Source organism: Anaerovibrio lipolyticus DSM 3074, from assembly GCF_900141865.1.
Lineage (GTDB): Bacteria > Bacillota > Negativicutes > Selenomonadales > Selenomonadaceae > Anaerovibrio > Anaerovibrio lipolyticus.
The window spans coordinates 87,266-107,211 of the sequence record NZ_FQYW01000007.1 but is presented as its reverse complement, the minus strand read 5'-3'; the positions used below and the strand labels follow the sequence as shown (position 1 = coordinate 107,211).

Here is a 19,946-nt window from a genome sequence, read left to right as displayed (position 1 = left end):
TTCTAAAGAAGAAAAATTTGAACAATGGCGTTATAATGTTTGTAAATTAGTCCTGTGGCTATGCCTCTGCCTTCTTAAACAGATAGGTCAGAGTATCCATCATTTTCTTTACATCAATAGGCTTGGCCAGGTGGTCATTCATACCAACCTCCAGGGCTCGCTCCTTATCCTCCTTAAAGGCATTGGCCGTCATGGCAACGATAATGATATTTGCCTTTGCCTTGTCGTCCAGATTGCGGATTTTTCTGGTGGCCTCATAACCATTAAGATTTGGCATCTGTATATCCATAAGAATCATATCATAATAGCCAGCCTCGGCCTTGGTGAGCATATCAACACACTCAACGCCATCACAGGCATGCTCCACCTTAAAGCCGCTGTCTTCCAAAATAGCTGTGGCAATTTCTGCATTGAGTTCATTATCCTCAACCAAAAGAATACGCTTGCCGGAAAAATCCGGTGCCGCCTCCTGAACATTGCTATCCACTGCAGCAGACGGTTTCTCCCCAATTCTGTGAGGGGTCCGAAAAACTATTTCAGTGCCTTCTCCCAGTTTACTGTGGACTTCAATTTCACCATTCATCATCTCCACGAGATTTTTAACGATGGCCATACCAAGCCCAGTACCCTGGATACCACTCTGAGAGGTGTTACGAGCTCTGGAGAACTGCTCGAAAATCTCCGCCACAAACTCCTCTGACATACCGATGCCGGTGTCCTTGATGGATACCTCCACCAAACACTGCTCCGCCTTTTTTCCAGGCAATTCCTTAACCCGAATCTGAATCATACCGCCCTCAGGGGTATACTTCACAGAATTGCTTACAATGTTCATTACCACCTCAGACAAATGGGTTTTGTCAAGGTAAAGGTAGCGATGCTGTAGGTCACAGGAAACCTCCAGCTTGAGATTCTTCTTCTTTATTTCTCCCTCAAATACTGCAACACAGGCATTTAACAGCTTTATGCCATCCTCCAGCTCTTCATCAATAACAACCTTTTTGTTTTCGATACGGGACATTTCCAAGACATTATTCAGTATGTCCAAAAGCTGATAGCTGGCCAGCTTAACCTTTTTGCGGTACTCCTTGTTCAGTTCAACATTATCAGGGTCCCTTTCCTCCAGCTCCGTAAAACCAATAATAGCGTTGAGCGGTGTACGAATATCGTGGGACATATTAAACAGGAAGGAGGTTTTGGCCTGATTTGCCACATCGGCAGCTTCGCGGGCTTCCTCCAGCTTTTTGTGCTGACTCTGAAGCATTTCGTTAAGCACCTTAGTTTTCTCCAGCTGTACATCCTGGGCCGCCGTAAGCTCCTCAAGACGTAATTGTCTGTCCTGCAAAATGCTATTAAGGACGGTGATTTCCTGTATCTGCTTTTCCGACTCGTCCAGATGTTCACGGTTACGGCTGTTTTCTCTGAAAATGAAGAACACAATCAAGCTGAAAACCACTACAATGGCTGTAATCGGAATCCATATATTTTGCTTCAAGAACTCACCGGGAGTCATGTTCAAATTAGGCATGTAGGTGTAGGAACGGGTCAGCGCAAAATCCTTGTCCATAAGAGTAATACCGTGATTTAACACGCTGATGCCCACCGCATCCGCATTCAGGCCGGCAAAGCCCAAAGAAGCATCATCCGGCAACTGGAGTGTGCGAAGAACACTATAACTGGATTTTTTATGTAACAGGAACTCTGTTCTCAGGCCACTTACAATAACAACATCAGCTTCGCCCCTGACAACCGCATCCATGGCCTCCTCATCAGAATCGAAATAAATAACCTTGTTATCAGGATAATAAACTGCCCTGAAATCATCCATCAGCCCCAAACGGCTGGAAACGGCAATTTTTGCCGTACTCATATCAGGGGAATCCCCTTTATACAGTATATTAAAATAGGAGTTTATTACGGGATCACTTGGCAGCATATCATATTCCTCAGTAATCCAGTAATTGGAAACATCGGGGAATATAATATCGACCTCATGATTTTGCAGTGCCTTGGTAAGAGTCTCCCCCGTATCATATCCCTTGTACTCTATTTCCATTGCAGAATATCCCAAGGCCTTAAAAATTTCGGGAACAAGATCCTTTACAATACCTGTTACCTCACCATTGGCATCTGTATCACAGTAAGGCAAGTAATTATTGAGATAACCTACCCGCAAGGAACTATGCTTTTCCAACCATTGGCGCTCCTCAGGAGAAAGAGCACTGGTAAAAACTGTACGCTTAAACCATTTTCTGTTAAGATCGCTGATATAATTCTGATTTTCCTTATAGAGTCTGTGCTGGGCCCTATTCAAATCTTCAAGGATATCCGGGCGTGCCTTATTTACCGCAAAATAGAAATCTGATGTACCACCCTCAAGGCATACCTCAAAGCCCATATCCCGGAAGGTATTGTAGCCCTCCGCCAACATAACATCTATAAATCCACTTTTCAGGGCATTATCTCTATCTTTGATGTCATCGTATACTATTACTGTAGCCTGAATATTGTGTGTGTCTATGTATTTGTCCACCACTTTGGCATGGGCACCTGTCAATGTACCTATCCGCTTTCCATTAAGGGACTCTGGTTCCGTGGTCACATGATTATTTGAACTGCGCTTAAAAAATAAATACTGGCTAGCGCCCATGGGATTCTTTGGATAACTGAGAACTGCCTCACGCTCCGGCCTGTACGCCAGCCCTCCCAACAAGTCGATTTCACCTTTTACCAGCTTATCATACAGCTCCCCGTAGGAACCATAAACATATTCGTATTTCCAATTCGTATATAGCTTAAGACGCTGCAAATAATCATAGCCATAGCCACTTTTTACTTCACCGTCCTGGTTTCCCAGCTGGAAGCTTTCCTCTACAAAATACCCCACACGAACCACTTTTTCAACATTGGCCTCCACAGGCACCGCAGAGTGTAACCTAAAAGTCCCCGCCAGACAAGCCAAAAATGCTACAAGGCAAAACAACAGCTTTATCTTGTTTAAAAATATCCTTTGGCCACGTCGCATTTTCATGCGCCTCCTATATTTTTATACAATGTAGAGATGTCTTACTATCAAAATCCATGGTATACTTTCTTCATACGTTAGTATATTCGCTAATATTATATCAAAAATTAACATGTAAATTAACTAAAAAAACTTAAAATAGAGAGTTTTTTGCCAATTTGCTTCAATAAAGAAAGGTTCCTATTGGACTATGTGACGCAAAAGTTGTATTATGAAAAAGAACGTTTCACAGCAGGAGGATTCACAATGCTTAATAAAAACTACATGGCTGGCAATGCCCACCTCTCCTCAGAGGCAGCAGAGCCCTTTGAAGTACGAATCAAAAGAGATAAGCCTGAGCTGGCTCAGGGGGTAGACAAGCTACTGGAGCTTGTGCCGGAGGAAATATACAAACGGGCTTTCAAAAATATTCAAACCTTTAACAAACGGGGAGATACACTGCTCATAGTCAGCGGAGGTATATTGGAGCGCACATTTCTGGAGCGTGACTGTATTCCTGCATTGAAGGAAGCCTTTGGTGTGACCAAGGTTCAGATTATCGGATAATGGTGCTTTTTTAATTTTTTCTTGACTCAGGGCGTTTTTTGTAGTAGTATATTTTTTGTTCACGGCGCGTTGGTCAAGTGGTTAAGACTCCGCCCTCTCACGGCGGCTTCAGGGGTTCGAATCCCCTACGCGTCACCAGAAATCACAGCCCAGGATTTTGTCCTGGGCTTTTTTGTTAGCTTTAGGAGTTTTGTATAAATGGATAGGAAAACAATTGGAACATATATTATCAACAGCATTATCTGCTGGGCACTGATGAACGTGTTATTTTATGCCACCACAGGGGATAGCATTATCAGCTTTAACTTGATATTTACCGCTGAATCATTAATATGTGGTTTGCTTATTTTTATTACCCAGATCACCAGCGGATATCCTTTATTTCATAAGAAATGGGCTCCCTTCCTTTTTATCACCAGTTGGTGGTATATTTATGCCCTTTATAAATATATGTTCATCGATGCAGGGCCTGCTTCCCACGAAAGCGAAATTATTGCCGGCATGGGAGGCGCTGCCAGCTTTATGATGGTACAATTTCTGTTGGAAAAATATACCAACAAAAAAGCCCTTCTGTACCTTTTGGACGTCCTGCAATTCATCTATTGCCTGCCTCCTATTCTATCCCTTGTACACTATCATTTATATGGCACCCTCATAACCTACGAGGAAGCCACAGCCATTCGTAACACAAACGTTAGGGAATCCCTTGAATGGATAATGACTTATATGGGGCCTCTTTACATCAGCCTTGTAACAATCGCCCTTGCAGGCCTTTTTCTTCTTATAAACAGGCTGAGAACTCTTCCTTCATCCCAGCATACAGAGGACAGAAAGCCTCCCGTATTGATTGCCTCCATAGGTATAACCCTGGCGGTTTCCCTTCTGCCATGGAATATGTGGGGACAAACGGATTTTGTGGGTCCGTACCTTAAGGCAGTACGCTACAGCATGGGCTTAAGTCAGTATTATCGAAATATTGAAGCAAAAAAGGACAGCATTGTCATTTCTGGCGATGTCCCTGTCACCCAATCTCCCCACACCATCATTATGGTTATTGGGGAATCTGCCACCCGCAACAAAATGAAGGCCTACACCCCCGATTACAAATACGATGATACACCATGGCTGAGCCAGCAGTTAAATAACCCTAATTTTATTATTTTTAATAATGCCTATGCTTGTCAGAGTCTCACCCAGCAGGTGCTGGAAAGCGCTCTTACAGAAAAAAGTGCCTACCACGAAAAGGATTTTCTGGACAGCATGAACATCATAGATATTGCCAAAAAGAAGGGCTACAAAACCTATTGGATTACCAATCTGGGGAAAAACAACAATGAATCCTCCTTCTTCAATGTGGCCTCAAGGGCAGATTACCTCCTAAATACGGGAAATGATGATGACCACAGTATGTTAGCAGAGCTGAGCCAAATTAATCCCCAGGAAAATAACCTTGTTATCCTTCACGGCAACGGCAGCCATGCCGCCTACAAGGAGAGGTATCCAAAGGAAAAGGCTGTATTCACGGAGGATTCCAAGGAAGCAGAATACGCCAACAGCATCCGCTACACAGATGAATTTTTACAGGCTATATACGAATATGCCAAGAATAATCTGAATCTTCAGGTCATGCTGTATTTTTCCGACCATGGTGAGCACATGAAAACAGGTCACACCCCAAATGACCAGAATTATGTGAAGGTACGCATACCTATGTTTATTTTTTTAGGTGATGAATACCTTAAAAATAATTCGTCAAAATCCAAAATTCTTATGGGCAGGAAAAACACCTTCTTCACCAACGATATGATGTATAACACCCTTAGTGGAATTATGAACGCAGAATCAAATTATTATATTTCCAACGAGGATTTAACCAGCCCTGCTTACGATTATACCGCCGACACCCTATGGACCTTCGGCAACACCATCAAGGTCTCTGAAGACCCATTTTTAAAAGAATAACAACACGAAATCTAAAGTTCATCTTCATCTTTCAGATTTGATTCACTAAGATTTCATAATAAAAAGAGATTGCCTGTTACGGGATTTCGCCTGACGAAGTCCCGTAGAATGCAATCTCTTTTTCGTATACATTTTTTAGTTTTCTTTTACCTACTAACCTACTAGTTCATAGCCAGCTTCTTCGATTACTGCCTTAAATTCTGCCTGAGGAATGTCACGACCTGCCTTTACCACTGCAGTCTTTGCCTCCAAATCCACATTAACCTCGGTAACCCCGTCCATTTTGGACAGCGCCTCAGTAACGTGCTTCTGGCAATGCATGCACATCATACCCTCAATTTTTAAAGTCTTTTCCATAGTTTTTTCCTCCTTAAAATCTTCGCTGACTGATTCAGCTGGTTTTTCTGATATTTTTAATAAGGCTTCCGGCTTAAAAAATCTCAGCCGCAAAGCGTTTAAACAAACGCAAACACTGGACATACTCATGGCAGCTGCCCCCATTACCGGAGATAGCTTAATTCCAAAGGTGGTGTACAAAGCCCCTGCTGCCACCGGGATACATATAATATTATAGAAAAATGCCCAAAAAAGATTTTCCTTAATATTACGCATAACCGCCTTACTTAATTTAACGGCACTAACTGCATCCAGTAGGTCATTTCTTATCAATACTGCATCGGCACTTTCAATGGCGATATCAGTACCTGCCCCAATGGCAATACCCAAATCAGCCCGCGCCAATGCAGGTGCATCGTTGATTCCATCGCCTATCATGGCCACCCGATGACCATTGCCCTGAAGCTCGGCAATATGGGCCTCCTTATGCTCCGGCAAAACTCCCGCAATGGACCTTGGTATATCCAATCTGCGACCTATAGCCTCAGCTGTCCGCTGATTATCTCCGGTAAGCATAACCACCTCAATACCCATTTCTTTAAAGAGACGTATGGCCTCAGCGCTGGTGGACTTTTCACGGTCCGCCGCCCCTAGAATGCCAATTAATACATTATTCTGGGCAAATAACAATGGGGTACGACCCTGATCCGCCAGCTCATCCAGATACTCCTGATATGGTGCAGTATCAATGCCCTGCTCAACCATGAAGCTCTGACTTCCAGCCAAATATTGGTCATCAGCCTTCAGCCCCCGGCCAAATACAGCCTTAATATTTGTCATGGACATGGCCCCAATACCCTTGGCATCCGCATAATTCAAAACTGCCTCTGCCAAAGGATGCTCACTGCCCTTTTCCATTCCTGCAGCTATGGAAATAAGCTCCCACTCTGTTATGCCAAGGGGCTTTACATCCGTAATCACAGGCTTTCCATCAGTAATGGTACCCGTTTTATCCATTACTACCGTATCAATATTATGGGCAATTTCCAGGGCTTCCCCGGATTTAATTAATATGCCGTTTTCCGCCCCCTTGCCTGTGCCCACCATAATGGCCACAGGAGTTGCCAAGCCCAAAGCACATGGACAGGAAATAACCAGAATGGATATTACAATGGAAAAAACGAATTCCACGCTGGCTCCCATAATCAGCCAAATAAGGCCGGCGGTACAGGCAATCATAATGACAACGGGAACGAAAATTCCCGCTATTTTATCCGCCATGCGGGCAATAGGGGCCTTGGAGGCACTGGCCTCATCCACCAATCTGATTATCTGGCTAATGGTGGTGTCCTCCCCCACCCGCAAGGCCTTGAATTTTATAAAGCCATTTTTATTGATGGTGGCGGAAATAACCTTATCCCCCACTGTCTTTTCCACAGGAATACTTTCCCCGGAAATAGCTGATTCGTCAATACTGGTGGAGCCTTCGGTAATCACACCATCCACAGGAATCCTTTCCCCTGGCCGCACCACCACAATATCGCCAATAGCAAGGCTCTCCACTGCCACCAGCTGCTCAGCCCCGTCTCTTATAACAGTAGCCTGCTTTGGTGCCAAATCCATGAGCTTTTCCAGAGCTCGACTGGTCTGTCCCTTGGCCCGGGCCTCCAAATACTTTCCCAGAGTTATCAGGGTCACAATCATGCCCGCCGACTCAAAATACAAATTGGTACTGTACTCAGTTACCAAGGCCATATCCCCATGTCCCAGACCATATCCCATACGGAAGATGGCAAAGGCTCCAAACAAGGCTGACGCCATAGAGCCCATTCCCACAAGGGTATCCATATTTGGTGCCCCCTGGGCCATGGTACGAAAACCTACAATATAGAAGTGGCGATTAAGATACATAATAGGAAGCACCAAAATCAGCTGGGCGAAGGCAAAGGTTATAGCATTTTCAGGCCCGTCAAAAAGCTCCTTTATAACCTCTGGAACCGGGATTCCCAGCATATTCTCCAGCATCCCATGCATGGCAATATACATAACGGGAATCAAAAAAGCAAAAGACAATATAAGCCGCCGTAAAATTTCTCTGGCCTGTTTATCCGCCACCTTTTCACTGGTGTCAGCCCGCCCCGCAGCCTCTTTTTGCTGTCCCTTTACGCTGGCCCCATAGCCGGCCTTTTCCACCGCGGCAATTATAGCCTCTGAATTCGTCATAGCCTCATCGTATTCCAGCTGCATACTGTTGGTTAATAAATTAACGGCAACCTCCCGTGTACCAGCCACCTTTTCCACGGCCCGTTGCACCCGTGCCGAACAAGCTGAGCAGGTCATTCCCGTTACATCAAACTTCTCTTTTTTCAAAATATACCCCCTGATTATTTCATAACCTTCTGTAAAAGGCAGCAAAGCTCATCCACAACTGCATCATTACCACTGCGGATATCCTCCACCACACAGCTATGAATATGCTGACTCAGCAGCTCCTTGGTAAAGGCGTTTAACGCTGATTGTACTGCACTTACCTGAGTAAGAATATCCACGCAATACCTGTCCTCATCCACCATATTGTGAATCCCCCGAATCTGACCCTCAATCCGGTTGAGACGACGAATCAGGGCTTTATATTCTTCTCCCTGCTTGTCACGAAATTTATGTTTATGAATGCCTTCACTCTCTGCACTTCCACAGCAACAACTATGTCTTTCCTCTGTACGTACATCACTCATTGTAGCTCTCCTAATAACACACGATATGAATATACCTTATGGGGGTATAATATACCTTATGGGGGTATATGTCAACATACTTTTCTTTTTTTCTATGATATAAAATTATCTAAAAAACATTTCTATACCCTATTGACATAGTACAAAAAATGAGTATACTTAATGACAACAACATACATGGCAATGACGCCCCATGAAATCAGGTACCGGATTTCGTGGGGTATTTTTGTTCTCCTGTAGGTTGTATTTCTCACAAACCAAATAGAAATATCTATACTGTCACACAAGAAATAAGATCTCCTAGCTTTTTCTTCAGTATAGGTATAAGACAATGGCGTCTTATGGTTCTTCCTTAAAAAAAGGGGGGATTATGAGACGCCATTCTATTTGGGAAACATTATTTGGAATAATCTATTTTTTATTTAAGGTGGAAAGGACTGATTCTTATGATTAATACCGGCGATACAGCCTGGGTCCTCATCAGTGCGGCCCTGGTATTTCTAATGACTCCCGGCCTTGCCTTCTTTTATGGTGGCATGGTTCGCAGCAAAAATGTACTTACCACAATAATGCAGAGCTTTTTTATAGTTGCATTAATTTCCGTTGAATGGGTGCTTATTGGCTATGCCATGACTTTTGGAGCTGATATCAACGGCTTTATTGGCGCTTTGGACAAGGTGGGGCTCGTAGGTGTAGGCTACAATGTCCTTGAAAATGGCACCATTCCGGAGTTGGCCTTCGTTGCCTTCCAGTGCATGTTTGCCGTTATTACCCCGGCCCTTATTACAGGCGCCTTTGCTGAACGCATGAAGTTCGCCGCATTTGCTCTCTTTATTCTCCTTTGGGCCATCTTTATTTACAACCCAATGGCTCACTGGGTATGGGGCGGTGGCTTCCTGGCTGAGCTTGGTGCCCTTGACTTTGCAGGAGGTCTGGTAATTCACATTCTCTCCGGTGTATCCGGCCTCACTCTTTGTATTCTCCTTGGCAAGCGCGCCGGCTATGGCCGTACTGCCATGATTCCTCACAATCTTCCAATGACAGTTCTCGGGGCAGCCCTTCTCTGGTTTGGCTGGTTCGGCTTTAACGCCGGCAGTGCCCTTGGTGCCAATGAGCTGGCTGCCAATGCCTTTGTTACCTCCCAGGCCGCAGCCGCTGCTGCAACCCTTTCCTGGGTAGTTACTGAATGGCGGATCAGTGGCAAGCCTACCATCCTGGGTGCCGCCTCCGGCTGTATTGCCGGCTTGGTAGCCATTACGCCTGCCGCTGGCTTCGTGGCCCCTCTCCCATCCGTTATCATCGGCCTTGTAGGCGGTGTAGTTTGCTACTTTGCCGTTGCTGTCCTCAAAGAAAAGCTGGGCTACGACGATGCCCTTGATGCCTTTGGTGTTCATGGTATCGGCGGTATGTGGGGTGCTTTGGCCACTGGTATTTGGGCTACTACAGAAATTAATCCTGATGGTGCCAACGGTCTTTTCTATGGTGAAAGTCACCTTTTCATTGCTCAGCTCATTTCCATTGTTGTGGCTGTCGTTCTGGCAGTTGTGGGTACCACTATTCTGTACAAGCTGGTTACCCTCGTTACCGAAGCCCGTGCTTCCGAAGCTGAGGAACTGACCGGTCTTGATATCATTGAACATGGTGAGCGGGGCTATGCCCGTTCCATCCTGGGTGGCAGCCCTATTATGGGCAGCTTTGAGGATTCCTCCGAAATGCTGGCCAACACAGTGTTGAATGCCACCACCAACAAGGCGTAAGAAAGGGCAAGGTGATAATATGGTAATGACAAAAATTGACATCATAACCCGCTCCAATAAGCTGGACGAGCTTATGAATGCCCTTAACGATATAGGTGTTCTCGGCATGACCGTAAGCCAGGTATTTGGATGCGGTCTCCAGAAGGGCCACGAGGAGGTATATCGTGGCAAGAAGTACGATATTAATCTTGTGCCAAAAATCAAGGTGGAAACCGTGGTATGCGAAGTACCTGTAGACAAGGTGCTAGAAGCTGCCCAGAGAGTTCTCCGCACTGGAAATTACGGCGACGGAAAAATATTCGTATATGAACTCACTGATGCTGTCCGTATCCGTACTGGTCAGAGAGGTGCCACCGCCATCATGGACATTCCTGGTGAAAAGAAAGAAGGCAAGAAATAAATTCTTTAACAGCTAAATAATGTTATATAAATATTATATAATTATTATTTAACAATTATTAAAATGTTATTCTAGATTGTGTTAACCTAAACAATCTCAATAAAAATACTGGAGCCTCTTTTGAGATTCCAGTATTTTTATTTTTTAAGCAAGCTTCCCCGGGTTACTCCCAGCTTGCCAAATTTATTGTTTATATCATCTATGGCCTGATAGAGCTTGTCCTTTTTCTCGTCATGGAACAGGGACACAGCCTCCATTTCCCCAAAGCCTGTGGTGGAAACTCCCAACAGCCTTATATTATTAGTAATATTTAAATGTTTAAATAACTCTTTTATAGCCGTATAAATATCATTGTCGAAATTTGATGCCTCGCAAAGCTGCTTTTGACGGGTATAGGTGGTAAAATCCCTTGTCCGCAGCTTAAGCTGTACGGTCTTGGCCTTAAAGCCAGCTTTTCTCAGCCGCCAGCCCACCTTTACGGACAGCTCCAATAACACCTGTAAAGCATCCTCAGCAGTCTGCAAGTCCTCCCCAAAGGTCACCTCATTACCAATGGATTTGGCTCTGCCCCTTGGGGCCACCGGCCGCTCATCCTTCCCCTGGGCCAGCATAAACAAATGGGAGGCTGTTTTATCACCGAAGGTTTTATGAAGCTCCTCATAGGTCATTTTCCGCAAATCGGCAATGGTCCTGATTCTAAGTCTGTCCATTACCATGGCTGTCTTGGCTCCTACGCCCCATATTCTCCTTACGGGTAAAGGATCAAGAAACTCCTGCACCTTATCCCTGTCCACCACCACCAAACCATCCGGCTTATCCAGATCCGAGGCAATCTTTGCCAAAAACTTGTTGGGAGCAATGCCCACAGAGGCCACTATGCCCGTTTTTTCCTTTATCTCCTGCTTTAGCTTCATGGCATATTGGAGGGGGCCTTCCATAAGATGCTCCATACCGCTGATATCCAAAAAGGCCTCATCTATGGATAATGGCTCTATAAGGGGAGAATAACGGTCAAAAATATCAAAAATCTGCTGGGAAACCTCACTGTAACGGGGATAATTGCCCCGAATAAAAATTCCCTGGGGGCACAGCTTCATGGCCTTGGCCGTGGGCATGGCAGAATGGACTCCAAATTTTCTGGCCTCGTATGAGCAGGTAGATACCACTCCCCGGCCCCCAATACCGCCGACTATCAAGGGCTTGCCCCGATATTCCTTGTGGTCCAGCTGCTCCACCGATGCAAAGAAAGCATCCATATCCACATGCATAATGAGTCTGTCCATAAATATTCTCCAGAAACAAAAACAAACATACCTTCTAAAGGTTAATTTTATATGTTTTTTCCTCAAAAGTCGACCAAAACAGCTAAATTTATGTATATACTACAATTCCAAAAAAACTTTTTAGGTATAGCCTACTCCTTCGCCAATCACCATGTATTATTAATAAGTCTGGCTAATATGTTTTTGATAATCTTTTTCAATATTTTCTCTTTAAACTATTGTATTTGCATATTACTGTGATATAATATGATAAAAATGTTATACTAAGTTATGTTTTAAGGGGTGTTTTATTTGGCTACTGTAAACGAAAACTATTTAAAATTACCGGGAAGCTATCTCTTTGCAGAAATTGGCCGCCGTGTGGCTGCTTTTAAGGAAGCCCATCCTGAGGCTGATATTATCCGTTTGGGTATCGGAGACGTTACCCAGCCATTGCCAGCTGTATGTATTGACGCCATGCACAAGGCTGTTGATGAAATGGCCAAGGCTGAAACCTTCCGGGGCTACGGTCCGGAGCAGGGCTATGATTTCCTTATTGAGGCCATTCGCAAGGCCAATTACACTGACCGGGGTATAGATATTGAAGCCGATGAAATCTTTGTCAGCGACGGCTCCAAAAGTGACTGCGGCAACATTCAGGAGATTTTTGGGGTAGATAACAAGGTGGCCATCACTGACCCGGTATATCCTGTTTATCTTGATACCAATGTTATGGCAGGACGCACCGGAGAGCTGAAGGAGGACGGCCACTTTGAGGGAATTACCTACCTTCCATGTGATGCGGAAAACAGCTTCTCCCCTGACCTACCAAATGGGCGGGTGGACATGATTTATCTCTGCTGCCCAAATAACCCTACCGGCACCACCCTTTCCAAGGAGGAACTGACCAAGTGGGTAAAATATGCCAAGGAAAATAAATCCGTAATCCTCTTTGATGCGGCCTATGCAGCCTATATAACTGAGGAGGATGTACCTCGTTCCATCTATGAAATTGAAGGCGCCAAAGAGGTGGCCATTGAGTTCCGTTCCTTCTCCAAGACAGCGGGCTTTACAGGCACCCGTTGCGGTTATACCGTAATTCCTAAGGCAGTTAAGGGCCTTACAAAAGAAGGTAAAACTGTGGAATTTAACAAGCTGTGGAATCGTCGTCACACCACTAAATTTAATGGTACTGCCTACATCATCCAGCGTGGTGCAGCAGCTATTTACACTCCTGAGGGCCAGAAGCAGGTAAAGGAGCTAGTGGGCTACTATATGGAAAATGCCCGTATTATTCGTGAAGGTCTTAAAGCCGCCGGCATTGAGGCCTATGGTGGTGTAAATGCTCCATATATCTGGCTGAAAACTCCAAACAATATGCCATCCTGGGACTTCTTCGATAAGCTCTTAACAGAAGTAAATATCGTGGGTACCCCTGGAGCTGGCTTCGGACCATGCGGTGAAGGCTATTTCCGCCTTACTGCCTTCGGTGACAGGGAAAACACCTTGCGGGCCATAGAGCGTATTAAGAATAAATTACATTTTTAATAATGTAAAAATAACAATAAAAAAACACCAAATATGTCTTGATAGAACATATATTTGGTGCTACAATACAAACTGAGAGACAGTTGATGTGTCGGTTTCCTCCTCTAGGGAGGTGGTGCCTATGAGTCTTTACGAGAAGCTATCTTTACTGATAGCATTTCTAACCCTCGTAGTTACCTGGCTTAGTCGTCGGAAATAAACCTTCCACGGTAAAAGCAGAAGCCGACCACTGCAATGGCCGGCTTCTAAAGACAACAATCCGAGGAAGCTGACTAACGCCATCAGCTGTCTCTTTTCTTATGCTGATTATATCATTAATAAGTTGTAATATCAACATGCGGCTTCTTCACTCACCAGATTTCCTTCATCCAATTCCGATAGTTTTCTCCCATGAATTTCATTACCAGATCCAGCATGCCGTAGATTTCATCTCCAAGGGTTTCAAAATCCTTCTCCTTCTGCCCAGGAGTCAGCACACACACATCCAGAATCAAAGCCCCATTGCGGTCAAAATACAGTTTGAATGGCTTGTAGCTCATGTTCAGGTTATTGGCCATATAAAACACGTATTACAAATATTTTTTATTTTACAATTTATTTAACACTAAATTAATGTTTTTTAACTGTTATTTTGCTATTAAAACGGAGCAAGGTGCCTGCTCCAATACATTACGGCTTACGCTGCCCATCAGGATACCTTCCACCAGACTCAGGCCGCGGCTGCCCATAACAATCAAATCAGTGGCGTTATCCTTGGCATAATCCACAATCTTCTCATAAGGAATACCCACGTCAAGGACAGTTTCACACTCCAGCCCCTCTGGCAGGCTTTCCTTGATTTCCCCAAGGATTCTGTTCCCCTCCTCTGTAAGAGAATCGATTATCTCCTGACAAAGGTGTACAGAAATAGCCGCCTGCTGAATATTCACCACATACATAAAAATCAGCTTACCAGGCTCCAGCTTGGCCAGACGTACAGCCTGCTCTATGGCCTTCTCGGATTCTTCGGATCCATCTACTGGTACTAAAATCTTGCACATATTTATTCCCCCTTAAATTATCACAAAATTAATGGGTATTTACTCAAAATCCCTTACACTTAAATTTTTACCCTTCAGCAGCCCTACCCGGCCTCTTTCGCCACTTTCAGGATGAACCAGCAGCCACTTGTTGATGGCAAAGAGCATTTTTGACTCCCCCTTGGCCTCCGGCACCACATCCAAAGCCTCGTTGGTACCACCAGGAAGCACTACCCCACTGCGGAATTCCTTCCCATCCACACCACATGGTGCGTAATGCAGAGTTGTGGCAAATATCTCCACCACTGTACCCTTTGGCACAAAGAAGGCCTCCACCTTTGAGGTATCGTATGAATTATCCTCATAATCAATATCCCAGCGGTGTCCCACCATCAATATCATATCCGTTCCTGCAATATTGATTTCCGAATCCCTGTGGTACTCCAGACCGTTCAGTTTATCGTTAAAGCCATGGCAACAGCCAAATTCTATTGGCATTCCCCCATATATCTCATCCATGAACTTTAAGAACAGCTTTGTTTGCTCAAAGGATGGAATAGATGCCTCATAAAGCACCTGACCCTGGGGAGCCGCCGGCAGCTTCTGAACCTCATCCATGAATTCAGTTGCATCCAAATCCAGCACCCGGCCATACATCTTGAAGCCTTCATCCAATACACTTTTCATTACGTAACTCCTCCGATTCTCTTTATGCCTTTAAAATTCGCCAAAATACTTTTCAAATCCTGCCAATCATATAAACTTTTGTTGCCACGGGCCTTTCTTGGTTCTATACTTTAAATTGTATGTACTTGGGATTTGAAACTTATCCCAGAGAGAGAGGGTTTATTATGCAATCTGTATTAACTATTGCCGGGTCGGATTCCAGCGGGGGAGCTGGTATTCAGGCCGATATCAAGACCATTACCGCCCACAAGCTCTATGCCACCAGTGCAATTACGGCCCTGACAGCCCAAAATACCACTGGGGTGCGGGCCATTCACAACTCGCCGGCGGAATTTGTAGGGCAGCAATTAGATGCTATTTTTGAGGATATTCCCCCTGATGCGGTGAAAATCGGTATGGTATCCTCTCCTGAAATTATTCAGATTATTTCTGAAAAGCTGCGGGATTATGGTGCCATGAATATTGTGGTAGATCCTGTTATGGTATCCACCAGCGGTTCCAAGCTACTGAAGGATGAGGCTCAGGATAATCTCTGTCGTTTGCTGCTTCCTATTGCCAGCGTCATTACTCCTAATATCCCGGAGGCTCAGGTGCTTTCGGGCATGGAAATCAACAGTCTGGAGGATATGGAGGAGGCAGCCAAAATTATTGGCTCCAAAATCTATGGTGGTGTTCTCATAAAGGGTGGCCATTTGTCCGCTACAGCCACAGACCTTCTGTACTATGACGGAGAATTTAACTGGTACCGCCAGGAGCATATTGATAATCCAAATACCCACGGCACAGGCTGTACCCTATCCTCGGCTATTGCCTGCAATCTGGCCATGGGCTATGATTTGCCTGAGGCCATTGCCAATGCAAAGAAATATATTACTGGTGCATTAAAGGCAGGGCTGAATCTGGGGAAGGGTTCAGGACCCTTAAACCATATGTATGCGCTATAAAAGCGATTTTTAAACACTAAATTAGTCTTAATACAATATTTAATTAACATTTATATAACATTTTATAGAACATAAAACGGCAGTGACTATGTCTGTAGCGCCGCTACAGCCATAGCCCCTGCCTTTTTTATACTAATGTCGAAACTTATGACATAGGCTTAAATTCCAGATTATGCCTTATGCCCCAGTCCACCACTGCATCCTTTATTTCACCCTTCAAAATATGATTGTGGTCCCCCAGGGCCTGAACAATAGCCCCATTGGATACCTCAATACAGGCCACCGGCTTTCCTTCCTGCTCCAAATAGTATATGGAACACTCCTTGCGGTTCATTCTTTCCGTATAAAGATAGAATACACAATTATGGAATGCCTCCGAAAGCTCAAAGAGCTCCTTACCATTGCGGGCAATCTTAAAGGAGCCCTGTGGTGTATCCTCCTCCTTCATGAGATCTCCCTTGGCCAAGGTAAATTCTATCTCCAGATAACTCTTATGGCGGGCATTACTCTCCCGGCGCCGCTGCTCTGCAGCCAGCTGACTAAGACGGCGTTCCTCAGCGGTCCACACATCATGGGTTTCCTTGGAAAAGCCTGTACGATAAATTGCCTGAACAAAATCATCTGTCAGCTCACCACGGGTGTAGCTATTAAACCACATCCTAAGACAATCATGCACCTCGTATGAGCCCCCATCCAAGGCACTATGAAGAATCTCAGCAGCCCTCAGGGGTTCCCACTTTTCCATAAGCCAGCTATATAGCATCTGCCAGCCCACGTAGGAAGGGTCATAGCCAGATAAGTCCTCCTTATCCTGACGTTTCCACCACCAGTTTATTTCATAATTGCTCAAATCTCCCCACCAATATCGCCACCAGGCCCCCTGGCGCTTATAAAAGGCTCCAAAACGGTCAATTCCCAGCCTATCCAATTTTTGCCCCAAAAGCTGATTTATATCATAAAAATGCGGCCATAAATTTATATCATCAATGCCGATTTTCTGCAGGAAAAAGCATACTACAAGGGAGCGCCCGTTTTCACGATAGGCCTTCTGCAGTCCCTTGGTTTTTGGCAGCTTAAGATAATCGCAAATAAGGTCAAAATTGCTGTCATTTGTTCTTATAATGTGACGGGAAAAGTCGTAGCCAAGCATATCCACATACCAGCCCACATTTACGTCAAGAGGATACTGGGTAAAATACTTCATGAGTCTGGCAGGCGGCATATCTGTAGGCACGGTTGGAACAAAACCGAATTCCTCTTGTGAAAGCTCCTTTAAAAAGGCCATAACCTTGTCCGTAACTATCTGGGGAATTTCCACAGAAAAATCAAAGCCCTCATCGGTCCAGTCGTATTTATAATTAAACACGCTGCCACCGGACTCCGCCTGGTCTGACTTGGACGGAATTGCGGTGTACTGCCATTTGCCATAATTCAGCCTCAATGAATACTGCTTGCTGCCCCTTCTATGAAGCTCCACACCATCAGGAGTGCCCATAACACTAAAGACATCCACCAAAATAATGGCAGTTTTTTGGGGTCTATATAGCTGTACCCGCCATCTGGCCGCCGCTTTCTTATATACACAGCTGTATCGATAATTAAAATCACCTATATCCACATAGGCCAGAAGATGATCCGGGGACTGCAGCTCTGCCAGGGCATCAAGCTGCCTTTCCCCCATTCCCTTATCAACTATGCTTAATGAGAATTTCTCAATATCCTTCTCTATCCAGGGCTCCTGACACTCCACCCAGGACCTGGATTTTCCATCAAAATAATAATAACTCTGTTCCACAAATATCCCGCCCATATATATTACAAAGCGCACCTCAAACGAAGTGCGCAATTTAACCTTGACAATCAAAACATTATTTTAACATTAATATAATATTAATAAATATTTTATTAAATACTAATAAAGCGATTATTAAATGTTTATGTAACTTTTATTAAAACCAATGGTTCTTTATGGAAAGCTTATTCCGTAAATTCGATTTTCTCCAACTCCAGTAAAAACTTTTTCTTATCAATACCACCGGTATAGCCCGTTATAGTCTTGCCAGAACCCAAAACTCGATGACATGGCACCATGATAGGTATTGGATTATTACCTACTGCTCCCCCTACAGCCTGAGCCGACGCCTTCTTCCCCCGCTTTTTGCTCAATAGCTGGGCAATTTCACCATATGTCATGGTCTTTCCATAGGGGATTTCCTTAACAACATTCCATACATCCATACGAAAATCTGTGCCATCCAAAGATAAGACAGGCATAAAATCCGGGTTACAGCCACTAAAATATAGACTTAACCACAATTTTGCATCCTGAATAATGGGCAAATCATCACTAAACTCAATATCCTTGACATTAACAGGGAGCTGATTGCCCTCCTCCTGTTCAAAGATGATGTTGGTCAAGCCATTCTCATGGGCCATAATATAAAGTTTTCCCAAAGGTGAATCATAGTACGACATGTATTGCACGGTGGTTATCACCTCGATTGGCTACAATAAAAAATCCCACGTTTATTTTATTATAACCCAAGCGTGGATTTTTTTCACTTGGTTATGAAATAATCGTGGGATATGTCAAAATATTCTTTTTAATGATTTGTCATGCCTAATTTCTTTAGCAGCCCCATATCTTCCTTAATGGTAGTGCCGGAGGTTGTCAGCATATTGCCAGTGATGGAAGCGGATGCTCCCCCCTGAAATGCGGTTGCACCGTTTTTCGGCAACACCTTTCGCCCCGCAGCCATTCGGATATTCGCTGATGGGTTTATGAATCTGAAAATAGCCAATGTCCTTAGTGCGTTATCTGATGATATAGGGGCTTGATGCTCCATGCCGGTTCCCGGAATAGGTACCAAAATATTTATCGGAATGGACTGAATCCCTAGCTCCTGTAAGGCAAAGGCCATATCTATACGATCCTGCCAGCCTTCCCCCATACCAATAATTCCCCCGGAGCAAACCTCCAAGCCTTCAGCCTGGGCCGCTTTGATAGTCCTTATCCTATCTTCATAGGTATGGGAGGTACAAATTTCCGGAAAATAACGCTCACTGGTTTCTATGTTATGGTGATAGCGGGTCACTCCAGCTTCACGAAGCTTTTTAAACTGTTCCCTGGAAATTATTCCATGGGACGCACAGAGTTTAATCGTAAGCTTATCCTTCATCAATCTATAGGTTGACAGCGCTTTTTCAAAATCCTTACCGCTTAATGCCCTGCCGGAGGTTACCAAAGCAATTCTGTTTACCCCTACGGCTTCATTTGCTTTGGCATTTTTCAGAATTTCCTCAGTGGATAAAAAATCGTACTCATCAACGCCAGTTTTATGGCATGCTGCCTGGGCACAATAACGGCAATTCTCGCCACAGCGTCCGCTGCGGGCGTTTATTATTGTACAAAGATCTACGTGGTTGCCACAGAAATGCTGCTGGAGCTTCAATGCTCCCTGTTGTAATTTTTCTAATGGTGTATTTAAGAGGAAGGATGTATCATCTTCGTTTTTTATCCTTTTTCCCCCTATAATTTCTTCTACAATGCTATCTATGTTATGAAAATTAACCTCACCCATTATATGCCCCTCACTTTTTTCCACATTTAATTGAACTAACGTCAATATTGTATGACTGTGGCATTTTATTGTCAACCAGATACAGAATTTAGGTTAACGCATATCCTTTTCTGCTAATGAACACTTGATATTATTTAAACATTA

Annotated in this window: 16 protein-coding genes and 1 tRNA gene; 7 read left to right on the top strand and 10 right to left on the bottom strand. The window is 44.3% G+C overall.

All coding sequences use genetic code 11. From position 1 onward, the window contains the following. Window positions 1-58: 58 nt before the first annotated feature. Window positions 59-3,031 carry an ATP-binding protein gene (locus B6K08_RS04560; RefSeq protein WP_080325518.1) on the bottom strand — a complete coding sequence of 991 codons (2,973 nt, stop codon included), beginning with the start codon at window positions 3,029-3,031 and terminating at the stop codon, window positions 59-61. A 240-nt stretch (window positions 3,032-3,271) separates the two neighbouring features. Here B6K08_RS04560 and B6K08_RS04555 point away from each other — a divergent pair, with 240 nt between their 5' ends. The 3 genes from B6K08_RS04555 to B6K08_RS04545 all read left to right on the top strand — a co-directional run bounded on the left by B6K08_RS04555 (window position 3,272) and on the right by B6K08_RS04545 (window position 5,533). Beyond that, window positions 3,272-3,571, top strand: a complete 300-nt coding sequence (locus tag B6K08_RS04555) for a hypothetical protein (RefSeq protein ID WP_027396625.1) — start codon at window positions 3,272-3,274, stop codon at window positions 3,569-3,571. 63 nt (window positions 3,572-3,634) lie between these two features. Next, window positions 3,635-3,709 (top strand) — tRNA-Glu (locus tag B6K08_RS04550). Between the two features lie 60 nt (window positions 3,710-3,769). Further along, a complete protein-coding gene (locus tag B6K08_RS04545) occupies window positions 3,770-5,533 on the top strand; it encodes a phosphoethanolamine transferase (protein WP_039207052.1) in 1,764 nt (587 codons plus the stop codon). A 153-nt stretch (window positions 5,534-5,686) separates the two neighbouring features. On the opposite strand, the gene B6K08_RS04540 is transcribed toward B6K08_RS04545, so the two are convergent. Together B6K08_RS04540 and B6K08_RS04535 are read right to left on the bottom strand one after the other, a co-directional pair. Continuing rightward, on the bottom strand, window positions 5,687-8,239 hold the full coding sequence (locus tag B6K08_RS04540; RefSeq protein ID WP_080325517.1) for a heavy metal translocating P-type ATPase: 2,553 nt from the start codon (window positions 8,237-8,239) through the stop codon (window positions 5,687-5,689). A gap of 14 nt (window positions 8,240-8,253) precedes the next feature. Beyond that, window positions 8,254-8,604: a metal-sensing transcriptional repressor gene (locus tag B6K08_RS04535; protein ID WP_080325516.1), complete on the bottom strand. Its 351-nt coding sequence runs from the start codon at window positions 8,602-8,604 to the stop codon at window positions 8,254-8,256. 446 nt (window positions 8,605-9,050) lie between these two features. On the opposite strand from B6K08_RS04535, the gene B6K08_RS04530 reads away from it, so the two are divergent. Together B6K08_RS04530 and B6K08_RS04525 are read left to right on the top strand one after the other, a co-directional pair. Then, a complete protein-coding gene (locus B6K08_RS04530) occupies window positions 9,051-10,361 on the top strand; it encodes an ammonium transporter (protein WP_039205887.1) in 1,311 nt (436 codons plus the stop codon). Between the two features lie 19 nt (window positions 10,362-10,380). Further along, window positions 10,381-10,761 (top strand): P-II family nitrogen regulator, encoded by a 381-nt coding sequence (locus B6K08_RS04525; RefSeq protein WP_039205886.1) that lies wholly within the window; start codon window positions 10,381-10,383, stop codon window positions 10,759-10,761. 137 nt (window positions 10,762-10,898) lie between these two features. Here B6K08_RS04525 and B6K08_RS04520 read toward each other — a convergent pair whose 3' ends face one another. Continuing rightward, the gene (locus tag B6K08_RS04520) at window positions 10,899-12,044 is read right to left on the bottom strand and encodes a DNA polymerase IV (RefSeq protein WP_039205885.1); all 1,146 of its coding nucleotides are present in this window, start codon (window positions 12,042-12,044) and stop codon (window positions 10,899-10,901) included. 291 nt (window positions 12,045-12,335) lie between these two features. Between B6K08_RS04520 and B6K08_RS04515 the strand changes: the two genes are divergently transcribed. Continuing rightward, window positions 12,336-13,571, top strand: coding sequence for an LL-diaminopimelate aminotransferase (locus B6K08_RS04515; RefSeq protein ID WP_080325515.1), 1,236 nt, complete (start codon window positions 12,336-12,338; stop codon window positions 13,569-13,571). A gap of 350 nt (window positions 13,572-13,921) precedes the next feature. On the opposite strand, the gene B6K08_RS04510 is transcribed toward B6K08_RS04515, so the two are convergent. The 3 genes from B6K08_RS04510 to B6K08_RS04500 form a co-directional block, all read right to left on the bottom strand. Next, window positions 13,922-14,128 (bottom strand): hypothetical protein, encoded by a 207-nt coding sequence (locus tag B6K08_RS04510; protein WP_052212049.1) that lies wholly within the window; start codon window positions 14,126-14,128, stop codon window positions 13,922-13,924. 69 nt (window positions 14,129-14,197) lie between these two features. Continuing rightward, complete coding sequence (locus tag B6K08_RS04505; RefSeq protein ID WP_027396632.1) at window positions 14,198-14,611, bottom strand: universal stress protein; 414 nt, start codon at window positions 14,609-14,611, stop codon at window positions 14,198-14,200. Between the two features lie 39 nt (window positions 14,612-14,650). Further along, window positions 14,651-15,277, bottom strand: a complete 627-nt coding sequence (locus B6K08_RS04500) for a DUF4867 family protein (protein ID WP_039207375.1) — start codon at window positions 15,275-15,277, stop codon at window positions 14,651-14,653. A 164-nt stretch (window positions 15,278-15,441) separates the two neighbouring features. Between B6K08_RS04500 and thiD the strand changes: the two genes are divergently transcribed. Beyond that, window positions 15,442-16,221, top strand: coding sequence for a bifunctional hydroxymethylpyrimidine kinase/phosphomethylpyrimidine kinase (gene thiD, locus B6K08_RS04495; RefSeq protein ID WP_080325514.1), 780 nt, complete (start codon window positions 15,442-15,444; stop codon window positions 16,219-16,221). A gap of 145 nt (window positions 16,222-16,366) precedes the next feature. Here thiD and B6K08_RS04490 read toward each other — a convergent pair whose 3' ends face one another. The 3 genes from B6K08_RS04490 to bioB all read right to left on the bottom strand — a co-directional run bounded on the left by B6K08_RS04490 (window position 16,367) and on the right by bioB (window position 19,802). Then, window positions 16,367-18,016, bottom strand: coding sequence for a PcfJ domain-containing protein (locus B6K08_RS04490; protein ID WP_159446692.1), 1,650 nt, complete (start codon window positions 18,014-18,016; stop codon window positions 16,367-16,369). A 182-nt stretch (window positions 18,017-18,198) separates the two neighbouring features. Then, a complete protein-coding gene (locus B6K08_RS04485; RefSeq protein ID WP_239650469.1) occupies window positions 18,199-18,696 on the bottom strand; it encodes a methylated-DNA--[protein]-cysteine S-methyltransferase in 498 nt (165 codons plus the stop codon). A 128-nt stretch (window positions 18,697-18,824) separates the two neighbouring features. Beyond that, on the bottom strand, window positions 18,825-19,802 hold the full coding sequence (bioB, locus tag B6K08_RS04480; RefSeq protein ID WP_080325513.1) for a biotin synthase BioB: 978 nt from the start codon (window positions 19,800-19,802) through the stop codon (window positions 18,825-18,827). Window positions 19,803-19,946: the final 144 nt, after the last annotated feature.

What these genes read in the sequence shown, in the direction of transcription:
- B6K08_RS04560 (WP_080325518.1), bottom strand. Translation starts at nt 3,031, where the DNA reads ATGAAAATGCGACGTGGCCAAAGGATATTTTTAAACAAGATAAAGCTG.
- B6K08_RS04555 (WP_027396625.1), top strand. Translation starts at nt 3,272, where the DNA reads ATGCTTAATAAAAACTACATGGCTGGCAATGCCCACCTCTCCTCAGAG.
- B6K08_RS04545 (WP_039207052.1), top strand. Translation starts at nt 3,770, where the DNA reads ATGGATAGGAAAACAATTGGAACATATATTATCAACAGCATTATCTGC.
- B6K08_RS04535 (WP_080325516.1), bottom strand. Translation starts at nt 8,604, where the DNA reads ATGAGTGATGTACGTACAGAGGAAAGACATAGTTGTTGCTGTGGAAGT.
- B6K08_RS04530 (WP_039205887.1), top strand. Translation starts at nt 9,051, where the DNA reads ATGATTAATACCGGCGATACAGCCTGGGTCCTCATCAGTGCGGCCCTG.
- B6K08_RS04525 (WP_039205886.1), top strand. Translation starts at nt 10,381, where the DNA reads ATGGTAATGACAAAAATTGACATCATAACCCGCTCCAATAAGCTGGAC.
- B6K08_RS04520 (WP_039205885.1), bottom strand. Translation starts at nt 12,044, where the DNA reads ATGGACAGACTCATTATGCATGTGGATATGGATGCTTTCTTTGCATCG.
- B6K08_RS04510 (WP_052212049.1), bottom strand. Translation starts at nt 14,128, where the DNA reads ATGGCCAATAACCTGAACATGAGCTACAAGCCATTCAAACTGTATTTT.
- B6K08_RS04505 (WP_027396632.1), bottom strand. Translation starts at nt 14,611, where the DNA reads ATGTGCAAGATTTTAGTACCAGTAGATGGATCCGAAGAATCCGAGAAG.
- B6K08_RS04500 (WP_039207375.1), bottom strand. Translation starts at nt 15,277, where the DNA reads ATGAAAAGTGTATTGGATGAAGGCTTCAAGATGTATGGCCGGGTGCTG.
- thiD (WP_080325514.1), top strand. Translation starts at nt 15,442, where the DNA reads ATGCAATCTGTATTAACTATTGCCGGGTCGGATTCCAGCGGGGGAGCT.
- B6K08_RS04485 (WP_239650469.1), bottom strand. Translation starts at nt 18,696, where the DNA reads ATGTCGTACTATGATTCACCTTTGGGAAAACTTTATATTATGGCCCAT.
- bioB (WP_080325513.1), bottom strand. Translation starts at nt 19,802, where the DNA reads ATGGGTGAGGTTAATTTTCATAACATAGATAGCATTGTAGAAGAAATT.